Source organism: Phytomonospora sp. NPDC050363 (assembly GCF_040655735.1).
Classification (GTDB): Bacteria; Actinomycetota; Actinomycetes; order Mycobacteriales; family Micromonosporaceae; genus Phytomonospora.
On sequence record NZ_JBFAKK010000002.1, the window covers coordinates 229,588 to 252,282 of the forward strand.

General features: G+C 70.1%; 24 protein-coding genes. 14 read left to right on the forward strand and 10 right to left on the reverse strand.

The features are described 5' to 3' along the window. Window positions 1-67: 67 nt before the first annotated feature. From AB0I28_RS05515 to AB0I28_RS05535, 5 genes are all read left to right on the forward strand, one after another. The gene (locus tag AB0I28_RS05515; protein ID WP_357489783.1) at window positions 68-583 is read left to right on the forward strand and encodes an RNA polymerase sigma factor; all 516 of its coding nucleotides are present in this window, start codon (window positions 68-70) and stop codon (window positions 581-583) included. Continuing rightward, window positions 576-1,382 (forward strand): hypothetical protein, encoded by an 807-nt coding sequence (locus tag AB0I28_RS05520; protein WP_357489785.1) that lies wholly within the window; start codon window positions 576-578, stop codon window positions 1,380-1,382. The genes AB0I28_RS05515 and AB0I28_RS05520 overlap by 8 nt, the downstream gene beginning before the upstream one ends. Window positions 1,383-1,625: 243 nt before the next feature. After that, complete coding sequence (locus AB0I28_RS05525; RefSeq protein WP_357490838.1) at window positions 1,626-2,186, forward strand: TetR family transcriptional regulator; 561 nt, start codon at window positions 1,626-1,628, stop codon at window positions 2,184-2,186. Between the two features lie 360 nt (window positions 2,187-2,546). Then, window positions 2,547-4,649: a dTMP kinase gene (gene tmk, locus AB0I28_RS05530; RefSeq protein WP_357490840.1), complete on the forward strand. Its 2,103-nt coding sequence runs from the start codon at window positions 2,547-2,549 to the stop codon at window positions 4,647-4,649. After that, on the forward strand, window positions 4,646-5,830 hold the full coding sequence (locus AB0I28_RS05535; RefSeq protein WP_357489787.1) for a DNA polymerase III subunit delta': 1,185 nt from the start codon (window positions 4,646-4,648) through the stop codon (window positions 5,828-5,830). Before tmk ends, AB0I28_RS05535 begins: the two co-directional genes overlap by 4 nt. Before the next feature lie 55 nt (window positions 5,831-5,885). Here the strand turns inward: AB0I28_RS05535 and AB0I28_RS05540 are convergent, their stop codons facing one another. Then, window positions 5,886-6,623, reverse strand: coding sequence for a class I SAM-dependent methyltransferase (locus AB0I28_RS05540; protein WP_357489789.1), 738 nt, complete (start codon window positions 6,621-6,623; stop codon window positions 5,886-5,888). After that, window positions 6,620-7,216, reverse strand: a complete 597-nt coding sequence (locus AB0I28_RS05545; protein ID WP_357489791.1) for an alpha/beta hydrolase — start codon at window positions 7,214-7,216, stop codon at window positions 6,620-6,622. Before AB0I28_RS05545 ends, AB0I28_RS05540 begins: the two co-directional genes overlap by 4 nt. Before the next feature lie 49 nt (window positions 7,217-7,265). Here AB0I28_RS05545 and merB point away from each other — a divergent pair, with 49 nt between their 5' ends. Next, window positions 7,266-7,931 carry an organomercurial lyase gene (merB, locus tag AB0I28_RS05550; RefSeq protein ID WP_357489793.1) on the forward strand — a complete coding sequence of 222 codons (666 nt, stop codon included), beginning with the start codon at window positions 7,266-7,268 and terminating at the stop codon, window positions 7,929-7,931. A gap of 66 nt (window positions 7,932-7,997) precedes the next feature. Here merB and ddaH read toward each other — a convergent pair whose 3' ends face one another. Beyond that, on the reverse strand, window positions 7,998-8,813 hold the full coding sequence (gene ddaH / locus AB0I28_RS05555) for a dimethylargininase (protein ID WP_357489795.1): 816 nt from the start codon (window positions 8,811-8,813) through the stop codon (window positions 7,998-8,000). 242 nt (window positions 8,814-9,055) lie between these two features. Here ddaH and AB0I28_RS05560 point away from each other — a divergent pair, with 242 nt between their 5' ends. Next, complete coding sequence (locus AB0I28_RS05560) at window positions 9,056-10,954, forward strand: beta-propeller domain-containing protein (protein ID WP_357489797.1); 1,899 nt, start codon at window positions 9,056-9,058, stop codon at window positions 10,952-10,954. A gap of 197 nt (window positions 10,955-11,151) precedes the next feature. On the opposite strand, the gene AB0I28_RS05565 is transcribed toward AB0I28_RS05560, so the two are convergent. After that, on the reverse strand, window positions 11,152-11,412 hold the full coding sequence (locus AB0I28_RS05565; RefSeq protein WP_357489799.1) for a hypothetical protein: 261 nt from the start codon (window positions 11,410-11,412) through the stop codon (window positions 11,152-11,154). 129 nt (window positions 11,413-11,541) lie between these two features. On the opposite strand from AB0I28_RS05565, the gene AB0I28_RS05570 reads away from it, so the two are divergent. The 3 genes from AB0I28_RS05570 (at window position 11,542) to AB0I28_RS05580 (ending at window position 13,180) form a co-directional block, all read left to right on the forward strand. Continuing rightward, window positions 11,542-12,399: a helix-turn-helix transcriptional regulator gene (locus AB0I28_RS05570; protein WP_357489801.1), complete on the forward strand. Its 858-nt coding sequence runs from the start codon at window positions 11,542-11,544 to the stop codon at window positions 12,397-12,399. Window positions 12,400-12,408: 9 nt separating this feature from the next. Continuing rightward, entirely contained in the window at window positions 12,409-12,597 is a 189-nt protein-coding gene (locus tag AB0I28_RS05575) for a DUF397 domain-containing protein (protein ID WP_357489803.1), read from the forward strand. A gap of 184 nt (window positions 12,598-12,781) precedes the next feature. Then, window positions 12,782-13,180 carry a hypothetical protein gene (locus AB0I28_RS05580; protein ID WP_357489805.1) on the forward strand — a complete coding sequence of 133 codons (399 nt, stop codon included), beginning with the start codon at window positions 12,782-12,784 and terminating at the stop codon, window positions 13,178-13,180. A gap of 185 nt (window positions 13,181-13,365) precedes the next feature. Here the strand turns inward: AB0I28_RS05580 and AB0I28_RS05585 are convergent, their stop codons facing one another. Further along, window positions 13,366-14,337, reverse strand: coding sequence for a hypothetical protein (locus AB0I28_RS05585; RefSeq protein WP_357489807.1), 972 nt, complete (start codon window positions 14,335-14,337; stop codon window positions 13,366-13,368). Window positions 14,338-14,373: 36 nt separating this feature from the next. Next, window positions 14,374-15,411 carry a mechanosensitive ion channel domain-containing protein gene (locus AB0I28_RS05590; protein WP_357489809.1) on the reverse strand — a complete coding sequence of 346 codons (1,038 nt, stop codon included), beginning with the start codon at window positions 15,409-15,411 and terminating at the stop codon, window positions 14,374-14,376. Between the two features lie 643 nt (window positions 15,412-16,054). On the opposite strand from AB0I28_RS05590, the gene AB0I28_RS05595 reads away from it, so the two are divergent. Continuing rightward, window positions 16,055-18,304, forward strand: coding sequence for an FdhF/YdeP family oxidoreductase (locus AB0I28_RS05595; RefSeq protein ID WP_357489811.1), 2,250 nt, complete (start codon window positions 16,055-16,057; stop codon window positions 18,302-18,304). Window positions 18,305-18,361: 57 nt separating this feature from the next. Continuing rightward, a complete protein-coding gene (locus AB0I28_RS05600; RefSeq protein WP_357489813.1) occupies window positions 18,362-19,618 on the forward strand; it encodes an MFS transporter in 1,257 nt (418 codons plus the stop codon). 14 nt (window positions 19,619-19,632) lie between these two features. Here AB0I28_RS05600 and AB0I28_RS05605 read toward each other — a convergent pair whose 3' ends face one another. The 4 genes from AB0I28_RS05605 to AB0I28_RS05620 all read right to left on the reverse strand — a co-directional run bounded on the left by AB0I28_RS05605 (window position 19,633) and on the right by AB0I28_RS05620 (window position 21,172). Further along, the gene (locus tag AB0I28_RS05605) at window positions 19,633-19,947 is read right to left on the reverse strand and encodes a hypothetical protein (RefSeq protein ID WP_357489815.1); all 315 of its coding nucleotides are present in this window, start codon (window positions 19,945-19,947) and stop codon (window positions 19,633-19,635) included. Between the two features lie 128 nt (window positions 19,948-20,075). Beyond that, window positions 20,076-20,612 (reverse strand): hypothetical protein, encoded by a 537-nt coding sequence (locus AB0I28_RS05610; RefSeq protein WP_357489817.1) that lies wholly within the window; start codon window positions 20,610-20,612, stop codon window positions 20,076-20,078. 63 nt (window positions 20,613-20,675) lie between these two features. Further along, window positions 20,676-20,954: a hypothetical protein gene (locus AB0I28_RS05615; protein WP_357489819.1), complete on the reverse strand. Its 279-nt coding sequence runs from the start codon at window positions 20,952-20,954 to the stop codon at window positions 20,676-20,678. Next, on the reverse strand, window positions 20,951-21,172 hold the full coding sequence (locus tag AB0I28_RS05620) for a hypothetical protein (protein WP_357489821.1): 222 nt from the start codon (window positions 21,170-21,172) through the stop codon (window positions 20,951-20,953). The genes AB0I28_RS05615 and AB0I28_RS05620 overlap by 4 nt, the downstream gene beginning before the upstream one ends. Window positions 21,173-21,408: 236 nt before the next feature. Between AB0I28_RS05620 and AB0I28_RS05625 the strand changes: the two genes are divergently transcribed. Beyond that, window positions 21,409-22,278 carry a helix-turn-helix transcriptional regulator gene (locus AB0I28_RS05625; RefSeq protein ID WP_357489823.1) on the forward strand — a complete coding sequence of 290 codons (870 nt, stop codon included), beginning with the start codon at window positions 21,409-21,411 and terminating at the stop codon, window positions 22,276-22,278. Further along, a complete protein-coding gene (locus AB0I28_RS05630; RefSeq protein ID WP_357489825.1) occupies window positions 22,279-22,491 on the forward strand; it encodes a DUF397 domain-containing protein in 213 nt (70 codons plus the stop codon). Window positions 22,492-22,695 lie beyond the last annotated feature (204 nt).

Genomic DNA, 22,695 nt, shown 5'->3' on the forward strand with positions numbered 1-22,695 from the left:
ATGACTTGCAGGAGTCGCCCACCGCGAAGGAGCGACCGCGGGCGCGCCACCGGGAGGGGGCGCGGTCGTGGAAGAGCGTGAGACCGTCGCCGTGCCCGGAGCCCGGGCCGCCGTCGACGCCGAGTTCAGTGTCTTCTACCGCACCGACATGCCCCGCCTCGTGGGCTTTCTGCGCTGGCAGGGCGTCCCGCTCTCCGACGCCACCGACGTGGCCCAGGAGGCGATGCTGGAGGCCTACCGGCGCTGGGCCGACATCGAGTACCCCAAGGCGTGGGTGCGGCGCGTCGCCTCACGCTGCTGGGTCCGCCGGGTCGCCTCGGCGCCCGAGGAACCGGTCGCCGATCCGCCCGGCGGCGTCCTCACCGTCACCGACATCGAGGCGTGGGAGGGCCGCCATCACGTCCTCGGCCTGCTCGACCTGCTGCCAGCCCGGCAGCGGCAGGTGCTCGCGTGGTGGCTGGACGGCTTCCGGGCCACCGAGATCGCCGTGGAGTTGCGGATGAGCCCCGACGCCGTCCGGGCCAGTCTGTTCAGAGCACGCCGCGCACTCGAGAACCATCTGGGGGAATCCGACGATGAATGAGACCGTGCGACGAAGGCTCGTCGCCGAGCACGAGCGCGTCAACGCCGGCCTGTCCCGTGGCCTCGACCTCGGCACGGGCCTGCGGGCCGCCATGCTCCCCGCCCGTTACGCCGACCTGGCCGACGACCTCGGCACGGTCCTCGACCTGGAGGCGGGCCTGGCGGCCATCACCGGCGAACGGGGTGCCCTCACCGGCATCGTGGCGGTCATCGCCGCCGCCCTCGACGCTCCGCTCGCGGCGCGCCTGGCGACCCGCGCCGACCTGGGCGAGGTCATGAAGCTCCTCGACGAGGTGAACACCGCCTGGGCGCTGACGGTGGCCGAGGGCGGGCTGCCCGCCGGCGTGGCCGAGGACCTCCACCACGCCGTGGAGCGCGCCGCGGCGCTGTCGCTGGTCGTCGCCGAGGTGTTTCGCCGCCAAGGCGCCGACCTGGCCGCCGCGTCGGCCGACTGGCTCGCCGACGTCGTCGCCCGCGCCGCGCGGCTCGCCGCAGGCCTCGCCGGGGCCGGCGCCGGCGAGATCGCGCGCGTCACCGCCGCCTGGCCGCTGCACCTCGCGGGCGCCGGGGTCGGCTTCGAGGGCCACCTGCTGGCGACCGTCGCCGAGGGCCTCGACGACTTCACCGACACCGACCTGGCCGCCGCCGGGCTCGGCGACGTGCCGCTGACCGGCATCCGCTGGTCCTCGCGCACGCGCTGGCCGGCGCACTGGCCCGAGCGGGTCGAGGCGATGTCCGTGCGGCTCGGCGAGGACCTCTTCGAGATCCGCGCGGGCACCCAGTCGAGGGTCGCCACCTGACACGGGTGGACGATCACCCGCGCGCCTCACCGTGCAAACCCCCTCAACTCCGGCATGATGGCCACATTGGTTGAGCAGAGCCCGTCCCCGGCCGCCACCACCGTTCAGTGTGCGCTGGACTTGACCCGGGGCGGCGTCGGCGCAGGGGGCACGACGGTGAAAGTAAGTGATACGCAGATTGCACGCCGGGCACCATTGCGAAGGGTGCCGGTGCAGGAACGCAGCGCGGCCAGGGTCGGGCGCATGCTCGACGCCTGCGCCGCCCTCGTGGACGAACTGGGCTACGAGGGCCTGACGACAACGCTCATCGCGCAGCGAGCGGGCGTGGCGATCGGTTCGGTCTACCAGTTCTTCCCCGACAAGCGGGCCGTCGTGCAGGCGCTGACCGTGCGGCACCTGGAGAGTTTCCTGGAGAACCTCAACTCCAGGCTCGACGCCCGTCTGGGGGGCGAGAAGCCGGACCACTGGTGGGACATCGTCGACGCGGTCATCGACGAGTACATCCACATGCACCGCATCGAACCGGGTTTCCGGACCCTGCACTTCGGCGACGTCGTCGACGTGCACCTTCTCGACACGGACCGGGAGAACAACGACGTCATCGCCCAGCGCCTCCAGGAACTCATCATCGACCGGCTCGGCTTCGACGACCGTCCGCGGCTGCGTTTCGCGCTGGCCATCGGCGTGGAGACCGGCGACGCGCTGATCAACCTCGCGTTCCGGCGCGATCCCGCCGGCGATCCGGAGGTGCTCGGGGAGGCCAAGGCGCTCATCCGCGACTACCTCTCGCGTCACGTCGACTGACGGTCTCAGCCTGGCTTCAGGATCGGTGGGCTGTACTTGAGGCGATCCGGGCGTCACGCCCGGATCGCCACTACTCCCGCCTCGCCACCCGAAGCGACCGCTCGACGTGGTCTTCTCTCCCTCTCCACCAGGGCGGACGCCGACGGCGGCGGGGCGGTGTGGCGACCTGGCACCCTTCGCGGCGGACGGCGGAGCCGCCGCAGTGCGGTATGACTCAGACCACCGTATTAGTCTGACTCGACAGTGAGTTGGCTACACATGACGGTCGACGCACGGAGGAAGGGACGCGCCAAGGACATGTCAGTCGCGACAGATCTCCGCGCGATCCTGCGCATTCGCCCGTTCCGCCGCCTGTGGGCGGTGCTCGGGCTATCCGCCATGGGCGACTGGCTCGGCCTGCTCGCGACCTCGCTGTTCGCGGCCAACCAGGTCGAGGGCGCCACGGGCAAGGGCCTGGCCTTCGGGTCGGTCATCGCCGTGCGCCTGCTCCCCTCGCTGGTCCTGGGTCCCCTCGCGGGGATCTTCGCCGACCGCTGGGACCGCAGGCTCACCATGGCCATCTGCGACATGCTGCGTTTCGCGCTGTTCGCCTCGATCCCGCTGGTCGGCCTGTCCCTCGGCGGCGGCATCCGCGCCGTCGGTTACGCCGCGATCGCCCAGTTCGCCATCGAGGCCGTCGCCATGGTCTGGATGCCCGCGAAGGAGGCGGCGGTCCCCAACCTGCTGCCCAAGGCGCGCCTGGAGACCGCCAACCAGCTCACCCTGGTCACCACCTACGGCCTCACGCCGGTCCTTGCGGCCGGTGTCATCGGCCTGCTGACCAGCTTCGACGCCGAGCTGACCAGCCTGGGCAGATGGGCCTCGGCGGTCGACCTCGCCTTGTACTTCAACGCCCTGACCTTCCTGGCCGCCGCGCTCGTGGTGATCTTCGCGATCCCGGAGCTGAGCCAGCGCAAGAACGGCAACGGCCCGCCCGGCGCACAGCCCGAAAAGCAGGGCATGCTGCGCGAGTTCGCCGAAGGCTGGAAGTACGTCGGGCGCACCAAGCTCGTCCGGGGCCTGGTCCTGGGCATCCTCGGCGCCTTCGCCAGCGCCGGCGTGGTCATCGGCACCGCGCAGTTCTACGCGCGGGCCCTCGGCGGCGGCGACGCCACCTTCTCCACGCTGTTCGCGACGCTGTTCATCGGCCTGGGCGTCGGCATCGTCGCCGGGCCGAAGATCGTCGGGCAGCTGTCCCGGCGGCGCTGGTTCGGGCTGAGCATCATCGTCGCCGGCTGCGCGGTCATCCTCGACTCGATCGCCCCGCACGTCGCCGTGGCGATGCTCGGGACCTTCCTGGTCGGCGCGGGCGCCGGAATGGCGTTCCTGTCGGGCATCACGCTGCTGGGCGGCGAGGTCGCCGACGACGTCCGCGGCCGCATCTTCGCGTTCATCAACACCGCCGCCCGCGTCGTGCTCATGGCCACGATCGCCGGTTCGGGCCTCATCGCCGGCTTCGGCCTCGCCCGCCGCGTCGACTGGGGCATCCTCCACGTCGACCTGTCGGCGACGCGCTTCCTGCTGCTGGCCGCCGGCGTCATCGGCATCTCCACCGGCATCTCGGCCCTGCGCCAGATGGACGACAAGCCGGGCGTGCCGATCCTCAAGGACGTCTGGAGCTCCATCCGCGGCCGTCCGCTCAGCCTCGGGCAGCCCGCCGAGGGCAAGGGCTACTTCATCGTCTTCGAAGGCGGCGACGGCTCCGGCAAGTCCTCGCAGGTCGTCAAGCTCGCCGCGCACCTGCGCCTGTCGGGCCACGACGTCGTCCTCACCCGCGAACCGGGCGCCACCGACATCGGCCGCCGGATCCGCACGCTCGTGCTGGACCCGTCGACCGGCTCGGAGCCGTCCCCGCGCGCCGAGGCGCTGCTCTACGCCGCCGACCGCGCCCACCACGTCGCCACGATCGTGCGGCCCGCGCTGCGCGAGGGCAAGGTCGTCATCTCCGACCGCTACGTCGACTCCTCGCTGGCCTACCAGGGCGGCGGGCGCGACCTGCCGACCGAGGAGGTCGCGTGGCTGTCGGACTGGGCGACGGCCTCGCTCAAGCCCGACCTCGTCGTGCTCCTCGACATCGACCCCGCGATCGGGCTGGCGCGCGCCTCGGGCCGCGCCGGTCACGACCACATCGAGCGCGAGTCGGTGGCCTTCCACGAGAAGGTCCGCTACAAGTTCCTCGACATCGCCGCCGAGGACCCGCGCCGCTACCTCGTGGTCGACGCGACCCTCTCCGAGGAGGAGATCTTCGCCCTCGTCCGCGCCAAGGTCGCCGAGCGGCTGCCCGGCGGCAGCAGCGACGACGAGACCGTCACCCCGGGCACGCTGGCCACCGACGGCGACTTTCGCCAAGGTCCCGCCGATCCCTTCCTGATGGAAGCCGACCTCGGCGACCCGCGCACCCCTGCGAGGGAGGCGGGCGCGTGAGCGCGCCGATCTTCGACGAGCTCGTCGGCCAGGAAGAGGTCGTCGGGCTCCTCGACGCAGCCGTCACCGCCGGGCAGGCGGTCCTCGCCGGGCTCGGCGGGGATACCTCGTCGATGACGCACTCGTGGCTGTTCACCGGCCCGCCCGGGTCCGGTCGTTCGGTCGCCGCGCGCGCTCTGGCCGCCGCGCTGCAATGCCCCAAGGGCGGCTGCGACGCGTGCGGGGCGTGCCACACCGCGCGCGGCGGCACCCACGCCGACGTGCGCTTCGTCGTCCCCGACGGCCTGTCCATCGGTGTCGGGGAGATGCGCTCCCTGGTCACGCGGGCGCAGAGCGCGCCGACGCAGGGCCGCTGGCAGATCCTGCTCATCGAGGACGCCGACCGCCTCACCGAGGCCGCCGGGAACGCGCTGCTGAAGTCCATCGAGGAACCGCCCTCGCGGACGGTGTTCCTGCTGTGCGCGCCCTCCGTCGACGACGTCCTCGTCACCATCCGCTCGCGCTGCCGCGTGGTCGCGCTGCGGCAGCCTCCCGCCTCGGCGATCGCGCGCCTGCTCGTCGAGCGCGACGGGATCGACCCGGAGGTCGCCGACACCATGGCCTCGGTCGCGCAGGGCCACGTCGGCCGCGCCCGGCGCCTCGCCCGCGACTCCGAGGCCCGCGCCCGCCGGGCCGCCGTGCTGGGTGTGCCGCGGCAGTTGACCGGTGTCGGGGCGTGTTTCGATGCCGCTGATGCGTTGATCACCGCTGCTGAGACTGAGGCCGAGGCCTCGACGACGGAGCTTGCCGGCCGTGAGAAGGCCGATCTGGAGACCGCGTTGGGTAAGGGTGGCAGTGGTAAGGGCGCTTCGAAGGCGGCCCGGGGTACGGCCGGGTTGGTGAAGGATCTGGAGAAGCGGCAGAAGTCGCGGCTGACGCGTGCGCAGCGTGATGCCCTCGACCGGGCGCTGGTCGATCTGGCGGCGTTCTACCGCGATGTGCTGGTGACTCGCTTCGGGGCCCGGGTTCCTTTGGTGCACACCGATCTGGCCGCCGCGTCGAGGGCGGCCTCGGGTGCGTTCTCGGCCGAGAGCGTGGTGCGCCGCATCGACGCGATCCTGCGCTGCCGGGAGGCGATCGACAAGAACGTCCGGCCGCGCATCGCGGTCGAGACGCTGATGCTGCACCTCTGGCGAGGCTGACCCACGCGGGCGCCCACCCCCTCAGCCGCCACCTGCGGCCCTCACGGGAAGTCGGCTACGCCAGCGTCGCGACCGTGACGATCTCTGGGCTGCCGGCCGTCCAGGGCCTTCGATCCCAGTCGCCGTAACGGTTCTCGACGACGAAGCCGGACGCGGCGACGAGCTTGGCGAGATGCTCGGGGTCGATGAAGCGCAAGGTGCCGTCGTCGGTGAACGACTCGTCGGTGTCGTGCGAGCGGTATGCCGTGCGGAAGTCCACCAGGTCGGGTTCGCGCGTCCCGAGCAGCTCGTGCGAGACGGTGAAGTCCTCACCCAGAGCCGAGCGCACCCGCGTCGAGGTCTCCGCCGGAGTCCAGTGCTCCCAGGCCTTCGCGGCCGGATCGCGCGTCTCGAAGGCCAGCGTCCCGCCCCACACGAGGTGGCGGGCGAAGCGGTCGAGGGCCGCGCGCACGTCATCGTCGTCGAGCAGCGCCTGGAAGGCGTGCCCGGTCATGAGGATCAGCTCGAAGCGGCGGCTGAGGTCGAGCGTGCGCGCGTCGCCGGCGTACCAGGCGACGTCGGAGCGCTTGGCCTTCGCGGCGGCCAGCATCGCCGGCGCCGGATCGACGCCGGCCAGGTCGCCGGTGTGGCCTTCCCGGCGGGCCCGGGACAGCAGTTCCCCGGTGCCGCAACCGATGTCGAGCACCGACGCGGCGCCCATGACGTGCCCGAGGTAGAAGTCGTCGCCCGGACCCCAGCGGTTGAGCGGGTCGTAGGTCGCGGCCAGACGCGGATCGCGGTAGGCGTCGGTCATCTCGGACGCACCGGGCGCTCGCGGGCGGGCCACACGGTCTCGTCGAGGAAGGTCTCGACGGCCTCGACGATCCCGGCCATCGCGGCCAGCGACCCGCTGAGCGGGCCGGGCACGTAGAAGCCGTGGTCGGCGCCGGGGATCTCGTGCACCCAGGGCGTCAGTTCCCTTGCCAGCTCCGGATTCCAGGACGGGTCACCGGTCCCGCCGACGAGCAGGAAGGGCGCGGTCGCGCGCCGCAGGCCGGCCACCACCCACGGGCTGGTCAGCAGCGGCGTCAGCCAGACGGCGGGCGTCTCGTGGTCGGCGGCCAACGGGGAGGCGAAGGTGCCCAGCGACTTGGCGATCACCAGCGGCCGGTCCGGTCCGTACTTCTCGAAGGCCGGCTTGAGGTCGACCTCGGTCCAGGGGCCGCGCTCGTCGTCGGCCAAGTGCGCGAGACCGACGCCGGGATCCATGCGGCTCCACCACAAGTACTCGACCTCGGCGCCGCGGTATTCGGCGGCGTCGGCGGGATAGGCGCACCAAGGCGTGTAGGGCCCGCCGCGGCCGCCGGGGATGACCAGTGCTCGTTTGGTAACTGTCGCATCCGTCACCTGTAGGAACCTAACCGGTGCGGTCGCGAAGCCGCTACCCTCAGGCCGCATGGCAGCCGATCTCGTCGACATTAGAACGTTCGTCTACGACTGGTTCGCGCGCAACGGGGAGCCACCATCCTTAATGGACATAGGGCGGGCGCACGGGCTCGACGAGTCGGGCGTGCTCGCGGCACTGCGCAAACTCCACGACGGACATCTCGTCGTGCTCGACGAAACACACCGTGAAATCGTCATGGCCCATCCTTGGGCCTCGGCGCCAATGGGTTTCGTCGTCGCCGGGCCGGCGCAGAAATGGTGGGGAGGGTGCGCTTGGGACTCCTTCGCCATCCCCGCCCTCGTCGGCCGCACCTGCCTGGTCGCGACGCACTGCGGCGGCTGCGGGGCGGCCATGGCCTTGGACGTCAAGCCCGACCGCGCGCCCATCGAACCCTGGGTGGCGCATCTCCCGGTGCCCGTTCTGCGTCAGTGGGACGACGTCGTGGCGACCTGTTCGTCCCAGCTTCTCTTCTGCCGTCCGGCGCATGTGGACGAATGGTGTGCCCGAACCGGTTCACAAAAGGGCGAAGTGCTCGACTTGAGGACTTTGTGGACGCTGGCGACTCGCTGGTATCACGGCCGGATGACTCGCGAGTACCGCAGGCGCACGCCCGGCGAGGCCGGTGTTTTCTTCGCCGGGATAGGACTCACCGGAGATTTCTGGCGGACCGAATAAAAAGGGAACCGGACCCGGCCGCAAAGCCGGGTCCGGTTTCGACGTCGCACGCGCTCTTCGAGCGCTTTAAGTCCGCAACTCCGAGATGCAGCACTTCACGCTGCCCCCGCCCTTCTTCAGCTCCGACAGGTCGACCGGCACCGGCACGTAGCCGCGGGCCTCGACCTTCGCCGCCATTCCGCGCGCCTCGGCGTTGAGGAACACGTTGCGGCCGTCGGAGACCAGGTTGAGCCCGAAGGCCAGGGCGTCGGCCTCGTCGGCGAGGACCGCGCCGGGGAAGAGCTGGCGGAGCACCTTCCGCGAGGACGCGCTGAACGCCTGCGGGTAGTACGTGATCGTCTCGTCGTCGAGGACGGCCAGGGCCGTGTCGAGGTGGTAGAAGCGGTCGTCGACCAGCTTCAGCGACACCACCGGCCGGCCCAGCGCCTCGCCCGCCTCGGCGTGCGCGCGGGGGTCGGTGCGGAACCCGTACCCGGCGAGGATGAACCCCGGCCCCGGCACGTAGGCGAAGTCGCCCTCGCCCTCGTTGGTCTCCGTCGGGGCCACGAAGCGCCAGCCGCCGGCCCGGAACCACTTCTCGTACGCGGCGGCCTCCGGCTGGCGCTGCGGGTAGCGGAAGCGGGCGCCGTAGACCGCGCCGTCGACCATGAAGGCGCCGTTGGCGGCGTAGACCATGTCCGGCAGCCCCGCCTCGGGCTCGACGGTGTACACCGTGTGGCCGTGGTCGGTGAGGGCCTCGCACAGCTTCGCCCACTGGCCGATGGCGAGCGTGGTGTCGACCGGCGTGGAGGTGTCCATCCACGGGTTGATGGCGTAGGAGACGGTGTAGTGCTCCGGAGGGCAAAGGAGGTAGGTGCGCGACGTTGCGCTGGTGTCGGTCATCGAGGTCCTTCGAAGAGCAGGCCGGTCGTCAAGGGGACCGGGCGTACCGGATTTGGATCGTACTTGCCCGGGCGCGGCCTTCGGCCCGTCCGATCGGATATTTCGGGCGGCCGCGGGGGCGGCGCCGCCCGGTACAACGAGCGGCGGGCGGGCGGGGGAGCGGTGGGGTGATCGGGGTCGCAGCCTCGGCGGAACCACGTTCCGTACCTCGACGTCCAAGCGGCATGCGTGACACCAAGCCCATGCCCCCCGCAGTGGTGGTGCCCCTCCTCCTCGTCGCGGGGCTCCTCTCCGCCTGCACCTCCCGCGAGGACACGGCCGACCTCAGGCCGCCGGTCGACGCGAAACTCGCCTCCTACGACTCCTGCGACCACGCTCTGACGAGCCTGCGCGAGGCGATCCTGCCCTACATCGGCCCATGGGGGGTCGACATCGACGGCGGCGGCAACTCCGAGGAGTTCAGCGGGCCCGACGCCGCCGCCGGGGACGCCAAGGGGGCCGCGCCGGAGTCGGCGACGGACGCCGCGGCGCCCTACTCGACGACGAACGTCCAGGAGGCGGGGATCGACGAGCCCGACATCGTCAAGACCGACGGCAGGCGCATCCTGACCCTGCGGGACGGCTCCCTGCGCGTGGTCGACACGGCCGGCCGGACGGTCCTGAAGGACATCCCGCTCAACACTCCGGGCGGCGGCATGTACTACGGCGCGAGCTCGATGCTGCTGTCGGGTGACAAGGTCCTCGTGCTCAGCCAGGACCAGGCGGTCCACGACCTCCCCGCCGACGCCAACGGCAAGCCCTGGAACGGCGCCACGGGCCTCCAGATCGCCGTGGTGGACCTCGCGGTGGGCGCGGTCACCGAGACCTTCTCCTTCACCGGCAGCGAGGTCGACACGCGGCAGTACGGCAGCGTCGTGCGGGTCGTGGCGAGCTCCAGTCCGCAGCTGCGCTTCCCGGAGGGCGACGGGAACGATTCGCCCTCGGTGGCCGCCGCGCGCAACCGCGACGCGGTGAACGCGTCCACGATCGGCGACTGGATGCCGCGTTACCGGCACCAGGGCGCCGACGGGCAGGTGAGCGAGGGCACGGTCGGCTGTGAGTCGATGAGGCACGCCTTCTCGTACTCGGCGACCTCGATGCTCACGGTCTTGACCTTCGACCTCGCCGGCCCGCTCGGGGACGGCGCTCCCGTGTCGATCGTCGCCGACGGGCAGACGGTTTACGGCTCACCGTCGGCGCTGTACGTCGCCAACGACCGCCGCGCCTTCGCCGCCAAGGCGGCCGAGGCGGGCACCGAGCTGTACCGCTTCGACGTGTCGCAGCCCGGCCCGCCGGTCTACGCCGCCTCGGGGACCGTGCCCGGTTATGTGCTCAACCAGTACTCGATGTCGGAGTTCGAGGGCCACCTGCGGGTGGCGACGACGAGCGACCCGTTCTCGATGCGGTCGGGGGCGAAGTCGCACAGCGGCGTCTACGTGTTCAAGCAGGACGGCGAGGGGCTCGTCGAGGTCGGGCGGGTCGAAGGGCTCGGCAGGGACGAGCAGATCTACGCCGTCCGTTATGTCGGGCCGACGGCCTACGTGGTCACCTTCCGGCAGACCGATCCCCTTTATGTGGTGGATCTGTCGGTTCCGGCGGCGCCGAAGGTCGACGGGGAGCTGAAGATCACCGGCTTCTCCTCCTACCTGCACCCGGTCGGGCCGGGCCGGCTCATCGGGGTCGGGCAGGAGGCGACCGAGACCGGAATGGCGACGGCGGCGCAGATCTCGCTCTTCGACGTGTCGAATCCCGCCGCTCCCGGCAAGCTCGCCGACTACGAGGTCTCCGGCGCCACATCCGAGGCGCAGTACGACCCGCACGCCTTCCTCTACTGGGAGCCCACGCGGCTGCTGGTGGTGCCGATCGGGCCGAGCTGGACCTTCGACGACGGCGGGGAGAACCCCGGCGGCGCGCTGCTGCTGCGGGTGGAGGACACCGGACTGACGAAGGTCGGCGTGGTCGCCCACGAGGGCGCCGATCTCTACGCCTCGACCATCAACCGTTCGCTGATCGTCGGCGAGACACTGTGGACGCTGTCCTACGCGGGGCTGAAGGCCACCGATCTGACGGGGAAGACCGAACTGGCCTGGATCGCCGCCTAGACAACCGATCGCCGGGCGCTTTCGGGCGCCCGGCGCCTTTGCGAGAGGCCGCCCGGCTGACAGTAGCCAGCCCCACCAGGGCGCGGTTCTAGGTCGCCGTACTGGCCGCCGGGCGGCCCGGCCTGCGCGGCGGTGGCACCGCGCGAGTTCTTGTCACCCGGCACCGTGGCCACCAAGGCGCACGACACCGGGGACGTCTACTTCTGACCCGCCTCGGCCTCGGCGCGCAGCGCCCGCGACGACACTTCGGCGTCGGCGAGCTGGCAGAGCTGCCGGACGATGTCGTCGACGGCGTTCTTCAGGTGGAACCCGGCTTCGCGCGCGGAACACACGTCGGACAGCTGGTCGCCCTGGATGTAGGAGCGCAGCAGCTCGCGCGCGCGGTCCTGAAGGGACTCCAGCGAGTCGATCGCGTTGATCGCCTCACGTGTCGCGTCGTGCTTGAGCCGGGACTTCATCGCACTGCTCCCACCCGAGTGCTCGTGGCTTGGGTCACAGGTAGTCTCACACGACGAATGGCGAAACGCAACTAGCAGACGGAGATTTCGCACTACGTGTCAGTCTCCATGCTGTGGGAGGATCACGCCATGGCCACCAACACCGTCCGCAGGCGCCGACTCGGCATAGCGCTCCGTGAACATCGGCGCTCGGCCAAGGTCAGCATGGAGGACGCCGCCGAGGTCATCAGTGTGCACAAGACGACGATCTCGCGCATGGAACGCGGGCAGGCGGCGACCAAGCCCCTGTTCGTGCAGGCCCTGCTCGAACACTACAAAGTAGACGGTCTCGAAGCGTCCGCCCTGGTGGAACTGGCGAAGGAGGCCAGCCGCCCCGGCTGGTGGCGTGCCTACGCCGGCGTGGTGGACGAACGGCATCTCGACCACATCGCACTGGAGTCCGAGGCGTCACGGATCTCCACGTGGGAACCGGTCTTGATCCCGGCGCTGCTTCAGACCGAGGAGTACGCCCGCGCCGTGCTGGAGCGCGCCGGGGTGGAATCACTGACTCACACGCAGATCGACCGTCGTGTGCAGGCCCGCGCCGAACGTCAGGCACGGCTGCACAGCGACGATCCGCCCGCTCTCTTCGCCATGTTCGACGAAGGCGCTTTGAAGCGTCCCGTCGGGGGTAAAGAAGTACGGAGCGGGCAGCTGGCGCACCTGCTCGAGCTCGCCGAGATGCCCAACATCACCATCCAGTTGATCCCCACCTCAGCGGGAGCCCACGCCGGTGTCACCGGTTCGGTCACCCTGCTGGACTACGCCAGCGACGAGGATCCGCCCGTGGCGTTCCTTGAAACGGTCGGTGGGGACCTCTACCTGGACGAACCGGGCGAGCTTAAGGTGTGCAGAGCCGTCTTCGACGCCTTGAGGTCAGATGCCTTGAGTCGGGATGAGACGGTGCAACAGATAGCCCAGCTCGCCGCGGAAAGCGAGCTGGGCTGAGAGGAACCAATGGTGGAGATATATAGAGACTACGCGACGTGGCGCCGCTCGACGCGTAGTGGACAGACCGGTAACTGTGTGGAGGTCGCTGACCTCGGCGTAGGCGTCGGTGTGCGCGACACGAAGGACCGTGACGGCGGGACTCTCGTGATCAGCGCGGGCGAGTGGGCGAACTTCGTCGACTCGCTGAAGAAGTAGGTTCTTCGAAGCACTGAGCAAGTGGTACGAAACCGTCGAAAAGGCCCCCGGTCGGATCATCGGCCGGGGGTTCGTTGCGTGATTCATCCACTGTGGACCTATGCGCTCGGGTATGCGCTCGAAAGGCGATCATGAACGCATACGCCCGCCGGTTCGGCGGGCACCGTCCCTTTGGAGTCCGCTCATGAAACTGACCCGCCGACTGGCCCTGGTGGCCGCGACCGTCGCCGCGATCGTCCTCGGCAGCGCCGCCGCCGCCCACGCGAGCTCCGACATCGGCTGGGTGACCACCACCGGTACCGGCGGAAAGGCCTACTTCGACGCCGATCTGGCCGGCGTCGAGGGCTGGGAGTCGATCACCGTCTGCGACACCTACAGCGATGGCGGAGCCGCGGTGGTGACCCTCTTCGACGACACGGACTGGGCACTGAAGGGGACCTTCAAGGACACCGTCAACGACGGCTCCTGCACCACCTACTCGGGGAACTACGTCACCGACGAGCACTACGTCTCCATCCAGGTCTGCGTGGTCACCAGTGGAACGCGCAGCCACTGCAGCCAAGAGGTCGGCGGAGTCTCCTAGGACCACGCCGAACGGCCGCGCGCCGGAACCCGCCGCAACCTCGGCCGGGTTCCGGGGCGTTGGGGCCACTGTGGACCGGACGAACACCCACCCTGACGGCGTTCTCCCGTCGCCCGCGCCATAGTCCCCCGAAACCGCGAAGAGCCCCGGGGCATGTCGCCCGAGGCTCTCCACAGTGGACTTCGCTACAGGTACATGCCCGTGCGGGGCTCGTCCTCGGGCGCGTCGGTGGCCGGCTCGAAGAAGCGCCGCCCGCCGAACTTGCCCTGGAGCCGGTCGTCGAGGTCGTCGGCCAGCCGCGTCATCGACTCGACGGCGAGCATCAGGTGGGTCGGCTGGAAGTCGCGGCCGTACACCGGCACCGAGACCCAGATCGTCCCGCTGAGGTAGTACAGGCGCCCGATCGGCAGGCGCTGGGTGAGCTCCGACAGCTCCCGGTACAGGCGCTCGTTGGGGTCGACCTCGGTCAGCAGCGGCGAGTACACGTCCACCACGGCGGGCCGGTCGGTCGACTTGATGAACACCATCGCCGAACCCGCCCGCAGGCTGATCTCGCCGTTGTCGTCGACGGACAGCCGGTCGGGCTCGGTGCGCTGCATGGCCGCGACGACCTCGCGCACGACCGACCCGAGCCCGCTGGCCTCGGAGGTGATCGCGCGCGGCTCGGTCGAGGCGGGGATGCTCGGTGCCAGACGCGCGGTGGCCAGCGTCGGGGCCTCGGTGTCGCCGGTGAAGTCGTAGGTCAGGAACGCCGGGTGGGGCGCGTTGTACATGTCCCGGAAGGTGCGGGTGATGATCTCGGCGAGGTCCTGCGACTCCGACAGCGGCAGGCGCAGCCCGAAGCGCTCCCCGGCGCCCTCGACGACGCCCGGGGGCTGCCAGCCGAGCGTGACCAGGTGCGCGATGGTCGTCCGGTCGAGGTTCACGCCGTCGGGCAGGGTGGCGTTGCTGGTGGCGTCGGCGTGCAGCTCCTCGCCCTTGAGGCGCGAGATCTGCACGTCGTAGACGGCCTCCCCGGTTCCGGTGGCCGTCGGGTCGAGGACCAGCTCGAGATCGCTGCCCTCGGGCAGCTGGCCGATGGCCTCCGCCAGCGCGCCGGTGAACGCCGACCAGGCGGCGTCAACCTTCGCCGCCAGGTCGGTCCTGGTATCCGCCACGCCCGCTCCTCCTATAACCCCGACTGCGGCCCCACCCTACAAGGACCGGTCATCGGACAGTTCCGCCCGCATCTTGGGAAGTGACGCGGGGTGCTTGTCGCGGATCCAGTTCAGCAGGCCTTCGCGCACGTGGCAGCGCAGATCCCACACCACGGAGCCGTCGGCGGCCGACACGACGGCCCGCAGGCGCATGCGCCCTTCGACGGCCTCGGTCACCTGGAGGTGGACGGTGTCGCCGTCCCAGTACTCGCACTCGCGGACGATGCGCTGGAGCTCCTCGCGGACGGGTTCGAGGGGGAGGGTGAAGTCGACGTCGAGTTCGACGGTGCCGAGTATGTCGACGGAGCTGCGGGTCCAGGTGTAGAAGGGGTTCTCGGTGAAGTAGGTGGTGGGCAGCACCAGGCGGCGCTTGTCCCAGATCCGCACGACCACGTAGGTCAGGGTGATCTCCTCGACGTGCCCCCACTCGCCCTCGACGACCACGACGTCGCCGATGCGCAGTGCGTCGCCGAAGGCGAGCTGGAGGCCGGCGAACAGTCCTTTGAGCCACGACTGGGCGGCCAGGCCGAGGACGATGCCGATGATGCCGGCCGAGGCGAGGATGCTCATGCCGATCGCGCGGACGGTCGGGAAGGTCACCAGGGCGGCGCTGACCGACAGGACGAGGACACCGGCGACCGACACGCGCCGTATGAGGATGACCTGGGTGCGGCGGCGGCGCTCCATGGCCGACTCGCCGGGCTTGTCGACGCGTTTCATGACCATGCCCTCGGCGACGTGCAGAAGGGCGATGAGCAGCCACGCGACGGTGCCGAAGGTCACCAGGCGCAGGACGAGGTCGACGTGGACCCGCCATTCCCAGTACCAGATGAAGGGGATGACGATCTGGACGGCGACGAGGGCGAAGGTGATCTGGGCGGGCAGGTAGGCCTCGTCGGCGAGCCGGGCGAGGCTCGAACCGGGTGAGGCGTACTTGCGGGTGACCCAGCGGGCGGTGGCCACCAGCGCCACCGAGAGCCCGACGGCGAGCAGGACGAGGCCGATGCCCAGCGCGAACTCAGCGAACTCAGACATGCCCGCCAACCTATAGCGTGCCGTCGGCGGCGCGGAACCGTCAACCGGGCCGCGATCGCATGTGGGACAAGGCTTTCGAGTGGGCGGATTGTCGGATAGGCGAGAATTGGCGTCCGCGCAAGTTCGGCTCAAGGTTCTTGCGAGCGGTTCGCGACAGTCTGTCGGGGTGGCGCCAAGGGGCGCCCGTCATTCCGGCGACGTGCCGCGACGTGGACTGCTACCAGCCGGGTTGCTTCCGGATCTGCTGCACCGGTAAACCCTGCGGCCCCTGCGCCTGCCCGTAGCCGGGCGCCGCTCAAGGTCGGCTCAAGGTTTCGGCGGCCTGACCCCGCCATCCTGATCGAGGTGACGCCCACCGGCGTCCGACAGATCGACGAAGGGAATGAGCCATGCGTTCGATGACCCGTCTCGCCGACAAACTGGTGAACCGGCTCGCGCCGAAGGCCTCCGCCGCGGCGGCGGAGTGCCCGGTGAAGACCTGTGCGCAGCCTGGCTGCTACCGGCACTGCTGCCCTGGGAAGCCGTGCGGCGCCTGCTGGTGCTGAGCCGGTTTCGGGCGCCGGGGACCCACGGGCCCCCGGCGCCCTCCGCCCGATGATCGTTTCCCTTCCCGGGCGCGTCCGTGACGCCGTAGGTTGGGGTCATGGAACCGGGCGAAAAGAAACTCACGTCCACCGGGCCCAAGTCCGTGGCGGCCGGCCTGCCCGGCGTGAGCGCGGGGCTGTCGGCGAGCCTGCGCGAGATGGGTGCGTCCCGAAGCGCCCGCGCCCTGCTCAAGGTGAACAAGGTCGACGGCTTCGACTGCCCGGGCTGCGCCTGGCCCGACCCCGAGCACCGGCAGCTCGCCGAGTTCTGCGAGAACGGCGCCAAGGCCGTCGCCGAGGAGGCCACCGTCAAGCGCGTCGGGCCGGAGTTCTTCGCCGCCCACTCCCTGACCGACCTCGCCGGCCGCACCGAGCACTGGCTCGGCAAGCGGGGCCGCCTCACTCATCCAATGCTGCGCCGCGAGGGATCCGACCACTACGAGCCGGTCACCTGGGACGAGGCGATCGGCGTGCTCGCCACCGAACTGTCCGCATTGGACAATCCCGACCAGGCGCTGTTCTACACCTCCGGCCGCACCGGCAACGAGGCCGCCTTCCTCTACCAGTTGCTCGCCCGCGCCTACGGCACCAACAACCTCCCCGACTGCTCCAACATGTGCCACGAGTCCTCCGGTGTGGCACTGACCCAGACGATCGGCATCGGCAAAGGCTCGGTGACCCTCGACGACGTCCACGCCGCCGACCTGATCGTCGTCGTCGGCCAGAACCCCGGCACCAACCACCCGCGCATGCTCACCGCCCTGGAGAAGGCCAAACGCGGCGGCGCGTCCATCGTCGCCGTCAACCCGCTCCCCGAGGCCGGGCTGCTGCGCTTCAAAAACCCCCAGACCGTGCGCGGCATGCTCGGCAAGGGCACCGTCCTGGCCGACGCGCACCTGCCCATCCGTCTCGGCGGCGACCTCGCGCTGTTCCAGTGGATCGGGCACCGCCTGGTCGAATGGGACGCCCTCGACCGGTCCTTTGTGGACGAATCAACCGCGGGCCTGGCCGAGTACACCGCCCACATCGCCGACGTCGACCCCGCCGCCGTCACCGCCGCGACCGGACTGTCCCTTGAGGACATCGACGCGCTCGCCCGCCGCTTCGCCGAGTCGGAGCGGATCGTCGTCTGCTGGGCCATGGGACTCACCCAGCATCGCGACGCCGTCGCCACGATCCAGGAGATCGTCAACGTCCAGCTGCTGCGGGGCATGATCGGCAGACCCGGTGCCGGGCTGTGCCCCGTGCGCGGCCACAGCAATGTCCAGGGCGACCGCACCATGGGCATCTACGAGCACCCGCCGGCCTGGTCGGCCGACCTCGGCCGCGAGTTCGGCTTCCACGTCCCCGAGCACCCCGGAACCCATACCGTCGCCGCGATCCGGGCCATGCGCGACGGCACCGCCAAGGTCTTCGTCGGCCTCGGCGGCAACTTCGCCGCCGCCACACCCGACACCGCCGTCACCGAGGCGGCCCTGCGCGACTGCCGCCTCACCGTGCAGATCTCCACCAAGCTCAACCGCTCCCACGTCGTCTGCGGCCGCACCGCGCTGATCCTGCCGACCCTCGGCCGCACCGAGGCCGACGTGCGCGCCACCGGCGAGCAGTTCGTCACCGTCGAGGACTCCATGAGCGCCGTCCACGCCTCCCGGGGCCGACTCGAACCGGCCGGCGAGAACCTGCTCAGCGAGGTCGCCATCATCTGCCGCCTCGGCGGGGAGCTGCTGGGCGAGGGCATCCCGTGGCGCGCCTTCGCCGAGGACTACCGGCTCATCCGCGAACGCATCGCCCGCGTCGTGCCCGGCTTCCACGACTACGAGGCGAAGGTCGCCGGCACCGCCGGATTCGTTCTCCCGCACCCGCCCCGCGACGCGCGGGTCTTCCAGACCCCCACCGGCAAGGCCCACTTCACCGTGAGCGGCCTCGACGTCATCGAGATCCCCGAAGGGCGGCTGCTGCTCCAGACCCTGCGCAGCCACGACCAGTACAACACCACCATCTACGGACTCGACGACCGATACCGAGGCATCCACAACGGCCGCCGCGTGGTCATGGTCAACCCCGACGACCTCACCGACCTCGGACTGGCCGACGGCGACATGGTCGACATCCACAGCGAATGGCCCGGCGACACCGACCGCCACGTCCACGACTTCCGCGTCATCGCGTACCCGACCGCGCGGGGATGCGCCGCGGCGTACTTCCCGGAAGCGAACCCCCTCGTGCCGCTGGACCACACGGCGAAGGGTTCGCACACGCCGGTGTCGAAGGCGATCAGGGTGCGTCTGGTGAGAGTTCAGCGATCTTGATCACTGCAAGCGCTTAAGGATGTGAGAACCGTCCCTCCGGGGGTCTAGCGTGCCGGTGTGCCGTCCCCCTTGATCACCCGCGCCAAAGCCCTCCTGCCCGACCCCGGCCCAGCCCGCGCCCTCACCTACGCCTCCCTCATCGGCTCCGTCGGACGCGGCCTGTTCATCACCGTCTCGGTCATCTACTTCCACAAGTCCGTCGGCCTCTCCGAAGTCGAGGTCGGCCTCGGCATGACCCTGGCCGCCTGCCTCGGACTCTTCGCCGGCGTCCCCATCGGCGGCTGGGCCGACCGTCGCGGCCCCCGCGGCATCGCCGTCGGCTTCGGCGTCGCCGCCGCCGTCGTCGACCTCGGCTACCTCCTCGTCGGCGACTTCATCGGCTTCGTCGTCGTCGCCGCCCTGGTATCGGTACTGGGCACCGGATCCCACGCCGCCCGCGGCGCCCTGATCGCCGGCAGCGTCCCGCCCGAACAGCAGGTCCGCACCCGCGCGTACCTGCGGTCGGTGACCAACGTCGGCTGGACCCTCGGCGCGCCCCTGGCCGGGATCGCCCTGCAAGTCGACCGGCGCGAGGTGTACGTCGCCCTGATCCTCGTCACGGTCGCGCTCTACTTCACCGCCGCCCTGATGTACCTGCGCGTGCCCGCCCTCAAGCCGACCCCGGCGGCGAAGAAGGAGTCGCGCACCCTCGCCCTGCGCGACAAGCCCTACGTCGCCCTCACCGCCCTCAACGCCGTGATGACCGTGCACTTCCAGGTCTTCAACGTCGTCATTCCACTGTGGGTGGTCAGCCGCACCTCGGCCCCGGCGTGGATGGTCTCGGTGCTCGCCGTGCTCAACACGACCTTCATCATCCTCCTCCAGGTCCGCGTGAGCCGTGGCAGCGCGACGATCCGGGGAGCCGCGCGAGCCCAGCGCAACGCCGGGTTCCTGCTCTTCGGCGCCTGCGCGCTCTACGCCCTCGCCGCCGACCGCTCCGTCGGCCTGGCCATCGCAGCGCTGTGCCTCGGCGGGCTCCTGCACGTCTTCGGCGAACTCCTGCACGCAGCCGGGGGCTGGGGACTGTCCTTCGACCTGGCGCCCGCGCACGCCCAGGGCCAGTTCCAGGGCCTGTACAACACCGGTTTCCAGATCGCCGAGATCATCGCCCCGGCCGCGCTCGTCGCGCTCGTCATCGGGCAGGGCATGCGCGGCTGGCTTATCCTCGGCGCCGCGTTCGTCGCCGCCGGACTCGCCGTCCCGCTCGCGGCCCGCTGGGCGGAGCGCACGCGCCCGGCGCCGCTGGCACTCGACGAGGTCGTCACGGCGGCTTGACCTTCGGTCGGCGGCTAGCTCCAGCGGCTGAGCCGGTCGAAGTCGGCGCGGATGGTGCGTTGCGACGTGTAGTGGTCCCACATGCGGTGGCGTCCCCGGCCGCGCCGGATCAGCAGCGCGGCCAGTTGCCTGAACACGCAGTCGACGAGGGCGCCGAGGGTGCAGCCGCAACGCCGGGCGATGTGCCGGGCGGCTGCGGCGCCGAGGATGGCGAGCAGGGCGGTCGCGGCGCCGAACAGGAAGCCGGTGAACGGGTCGAGGTGAACGGTCGCCGGGGAGAACCCGGAGAGCTGAGTGACGGCGTGGTGGGTGAGATCGGGTAGATTCACTGGTGACATTCCTTTTGTCATGGAGCCACCCGGGCCGCACGCCGTGGGGTGGCTCCCTTTTCGCGTTGGCGGCCGGGGTTCGGTCGGGCCCTGTAGTGGTCTGTGGCGGCCGGTAGCGCCTGGCCGGGTCACCCCGTCGAGTGGACCGGGTCTATCGGGCCGGTGCCGGTTTCGGGGCCGCCCGAGGCCTTGCCCCGGATCCGGGCGAGGTCATCGCGGAGCCGACGTTCGGTGCGCAGCGCGTAATGGTGGCGCTCGGCGTCGAGGAGGCCGCGACAGCGGACGGGGCTGCGCACATCGCACACGGGGCATCGTTCGCTGCCGAAGCGGGGCGCGTGCTGGGCGCGCATTGTTGCGTAGTGGCGTTCCTCGCGGTCGAGGTCGAGGTCGGAGAAGTCCTTGATGTGCTTGCGAAGCAGGTGGTCGTCGAGCCGGAGGTGCGGGGCGAGGCGCGTCAGTCCGTTGAGGACGAACTGGGCGAAGAGCCACCCGAGGAGCCCGACTCCGACGGCGCAGGCGAGCGCGAGTGCCCAATGGAGGTGGGCGAGGGCCTGGTAGGAGACGTAGAGGGAGAGTGCCGCGGTGACGCCCGCGGGGATGCCTTCCCAGATCAGGCGCAGGAAGAACGTCGGCGGGTCGATGATCTTCCAGAGTGTTTTGAGCATGCGGAGCCCCTGTCGTGTCGCGGGTGGGGTGTGAGGTGGTGTGAGGGCAGGTGGGCGAACCGGTTACGAGAGACCGGGGTCGCGGCCGGTGCGGTGGCCGATGGAGCGGCGCAGCAGGTCATCCCAGTGGAACCACGACGCGCAGGGCCACAGTTGGCGGCAGAAGTGGCAGTGGCGCTCGTTGGGGTGTGGGGTGTGACGGTTCCACCAGTGGAGCTGGATCGTCCACAGTTGAGGGTGGCGGGCTGTTGGCGGGGGAGTCGCCGGCGGCCGGTTCAGGAGCGTGAACGGCGGGTACGGGAGCGGCGGGGTGTGCCGGGCCTGTGGGTCGCGGGCGTTCATGAGCGTGAGGTCTGGATGGGGATGAACCTCGGGGAGGACGGGTGCGCGCCGAGGATGGGCGCGCACGGCCAGGCGGTGCCGCAGGTCCGGCAGCGGCGGACGAACCACGGGACCGGAACGCCGGCGAAGCGTGCCACGCCGAAACGGCGGTAGGGCACGTGGTAGCTGGCGTGATACGGGGCGTGATAGACAGACAGGTGCCAGCGAGTGCGATCCACGATCGCTCCTCTCGTTGAGTGGAGATCGAGGCGGGCCGTCCGGGCCTTCGAAACCTCAGGCCCGCCTCGATCGTTTTCCTCACGCGATCCGTGTTCTGACAACGGATGTCGCCTACCCAGGCAGTCTGAGCTGGGAACATCACTGCCAGTCACATGAGCCGCGCTTGGTGTTAGCATTGCATGGGTATCACGAATATGCAACAACCGCATATCGAAATTTCCACTAGGGAGCTCCCATGCCGCAATCGCACCGCCGCCCGCTCGGGCCGAGCCTGCGCAGTCAATGGCTCGCGCAGAGCCTGAAGCGGCTACGCGGAGACAACGACCTCGGCATCGTGGAAGCCGCTGACTTCCTGGAGGTCGCTTCGTCGACCATGAGTCGGATGGAGAACGCACTCGTCCCGATCAAACGCGGCGACCTCACCGAGCTGCTGACTTTCTACAACGCCGATGAGCGGACACGTGCCAACCTCATGGAGTTGCGGGACATCGCATGGCGGCGAGACTGGTGGGACGGCATGGTCGGGGTGGGCCAGGAGTCGAGTTTCGCGGACTATGCATGGCTGGAATCGCGTGCCGAGACCATTCGGTGTTTCGAGTCCGAAATGGTGCACGGACTGTTCCAGACTGCTGACTACGCAGAGGCCATCATCCGTGCCTGCGAGGGGCCGGCGGTTGCCGATGAGAAGATCGATCCGTGGGTGAGCCTTCGCATGCGTCGCCAGGAAATCTTGGATAAGGATGCTGCGCCGAAGGTCACCGCGATCCTGGATGAGAGCGCCTTCCGGCGAGCCCTCGGTGGCCCGAAGGTCATGAAAGTGCAGCTCCACCGGCTGCTCGCATTCAATGAACGCCCCAATGTGGACATCCGGGTACTGCCGTTCTCCGCCGTCTCGCACGCGGGCTACTGCGGCAGCTTTACGCTCTTCGGACTCGATGATCGGTACCCGGACGTCGCCTACGCTGAGACCGCCGTGACGAAGATGTTTGTCGAAGATCCGGAGAAGCTGGACCGTCTGGAAGGCGTATACGCTGACATTTCCCGATCGGCGCTGACTCCTGGAGAGTCGGCGAGCTTCATCGCCGACATCGCGGAAGGACTCTGAATGGATCGCCCCTTGACCCGTGCTGCCTGGCGTGTCAGCAGCTATAGCCCCAGCGGCGGCGGCAACTGCGTCGAGGTCGGCCCCCTCACCGACCTCCCCACCCGCATCGCCGTCCGCGACAGCAAGGACCGCGAAGGCCCCGCCTTCCTCGCGTCCTCCGCTGAATGGTCCGGCTTCATCACCGGCATCAAATCCGGCGGCTTCGACCACTGATCAGTCACGTGCCCCGGCCCCGGCGAAGCCGGGGCCGGCGCACGTTCACAGCCCTGCGGCCCAGCCCGTCGCCTTCGTCGCTGCGCCGGTCGCACTCCCGGAAGCGGTTTCGAACTTCCCCGAAGCGTCCTCCAGATACCCGATCGCCTCGCGAACATCCCCCGAACTGGTCCCGTTGAAGGCATCATCCAGGACCCCGCCAAA

What these genes read in the sequence shown, in the direction of transcription:
- AB0I28_RS05520 (WP_357489785.1), top strand. Translation starts at nt 576, where the DNA reads ATGAATGAGACCGTGCGACGAAGGCTCGTCGCCGAGCACGAGCGCGTC.
- AB0I28_RS05525 (WP_357490838.1), top strand. Translation starts at nt 1,626, where the DNA reads ATGCTCGACGCCTGCGCCGCCCTCGTGGACGAACTGGGCTACGAGGGC.
- AB0I28_RS05540 (WP_357489789.1), bottom strand. Translation starts at nt 6,623, where the DNA reads ATGACCGACGCCTACCGCGATCCGCGTCTGGCCGCGACCTACGACCCG.
- merB (WP_357489793.1), top strand. Translation starts at nt 7,266, where the DNA reads ATGGCAGCCGATCTCGTCGACATTAGAACGTTCGTCTACGACTGGTTC.
- ddaH (WP_357489795.1), bottom strand. Translation starts at nt 8,813, where the DNA reads ATGACCGACACCAGCGCAACGTCGCGCACCTACCTCCTTTGCCCTCCG.
- AB0I28_RS05560 (WP_357489797.1), top strand. Translation starts at nt 9,056, where the DNA reads ATGCCCCCCGCAGTGGTGGTGCCCCTCCTCCTCGTCGCGGGGCTCCTC.
- AB0I28_RS05565 (WP_357489799.1), bottom strand. Translation starts at nt 11,412, where the DNA reads ATGAAGTCCCGGCTCAAGCACGACGCGACACGTGAGGCGATCAACGCG.
- AB0I28_RS05570 (WP_357489801.1), top strand. Translation starts at nt 11,542, where the DNA reads ATGGCCACCAACACCGTCCGCAGGCGCCGACTCGGCATAGCGCTCCGT.
- AB0I28_RS05575 (WP_357489803.1), top strand. Translation starts at nt 12,409, where the DNA reads ATGGTGGAGATATATAGAGACTACGCGACGTGGCGCCGCTCGACGCGT.
- AB0I28_RS05580 (WP_357489805.1), top strand. Translation starts at nt 12,782, where the DNA reads ATGAAACTGACCCGCCGACTGGCCCTGGTGGCCGCGACCGTCGCCGCG.
- AB0I28_RS05590 (WP_357489809.1), bottom strand. Translation starts at nt 15,411, where the DNA reads ATGTCTGAGTTCGCTGAGTTCGCGCTGGGCATCGGCCTCGTCCTGCTC.
- AB0I28_RS05595 (WP_357489811.1), top strand. Translation starts at nt 16,055, where the DNA reads ATGGAACCGGGCGAAAAGAAACTCACGTCCACCGGGCCCAAGTCCGTG.
- AB0I28_RS05610 (WP_357489817.1), bottom strand. Translation starts at nt 20,612, where the DNA reads ATGCTCAAAACACTCTGGAAGATCATCGACCCGCCGACGTTCTTCCTG.
- AB0I28_RS05615 (WP_357489819.1), bottom strand. Translation starts at nt 20,954, where the DNA reads ATGAACGCCCGCGACCCACAGGCCCGGCACACCCCGCCGCTCCCGTAC.
- AB0I28_RS05625 (WP_357489823.1), top strand. Translation starts at nt 21,409, where the DNA reads ATGCCGCAATCGCACCGCCGCCCGCTCGGGCCGAGCCTGCGCAGTCAA.
- AB0I28_RS05630 (WP_357489825.1), top strand. Translation starts at nt 22,279, where the DNA reads ATGGATCGCCCCTTGACCCGTGCTGCCTGGCGTGTCAGCAGCTATAGC.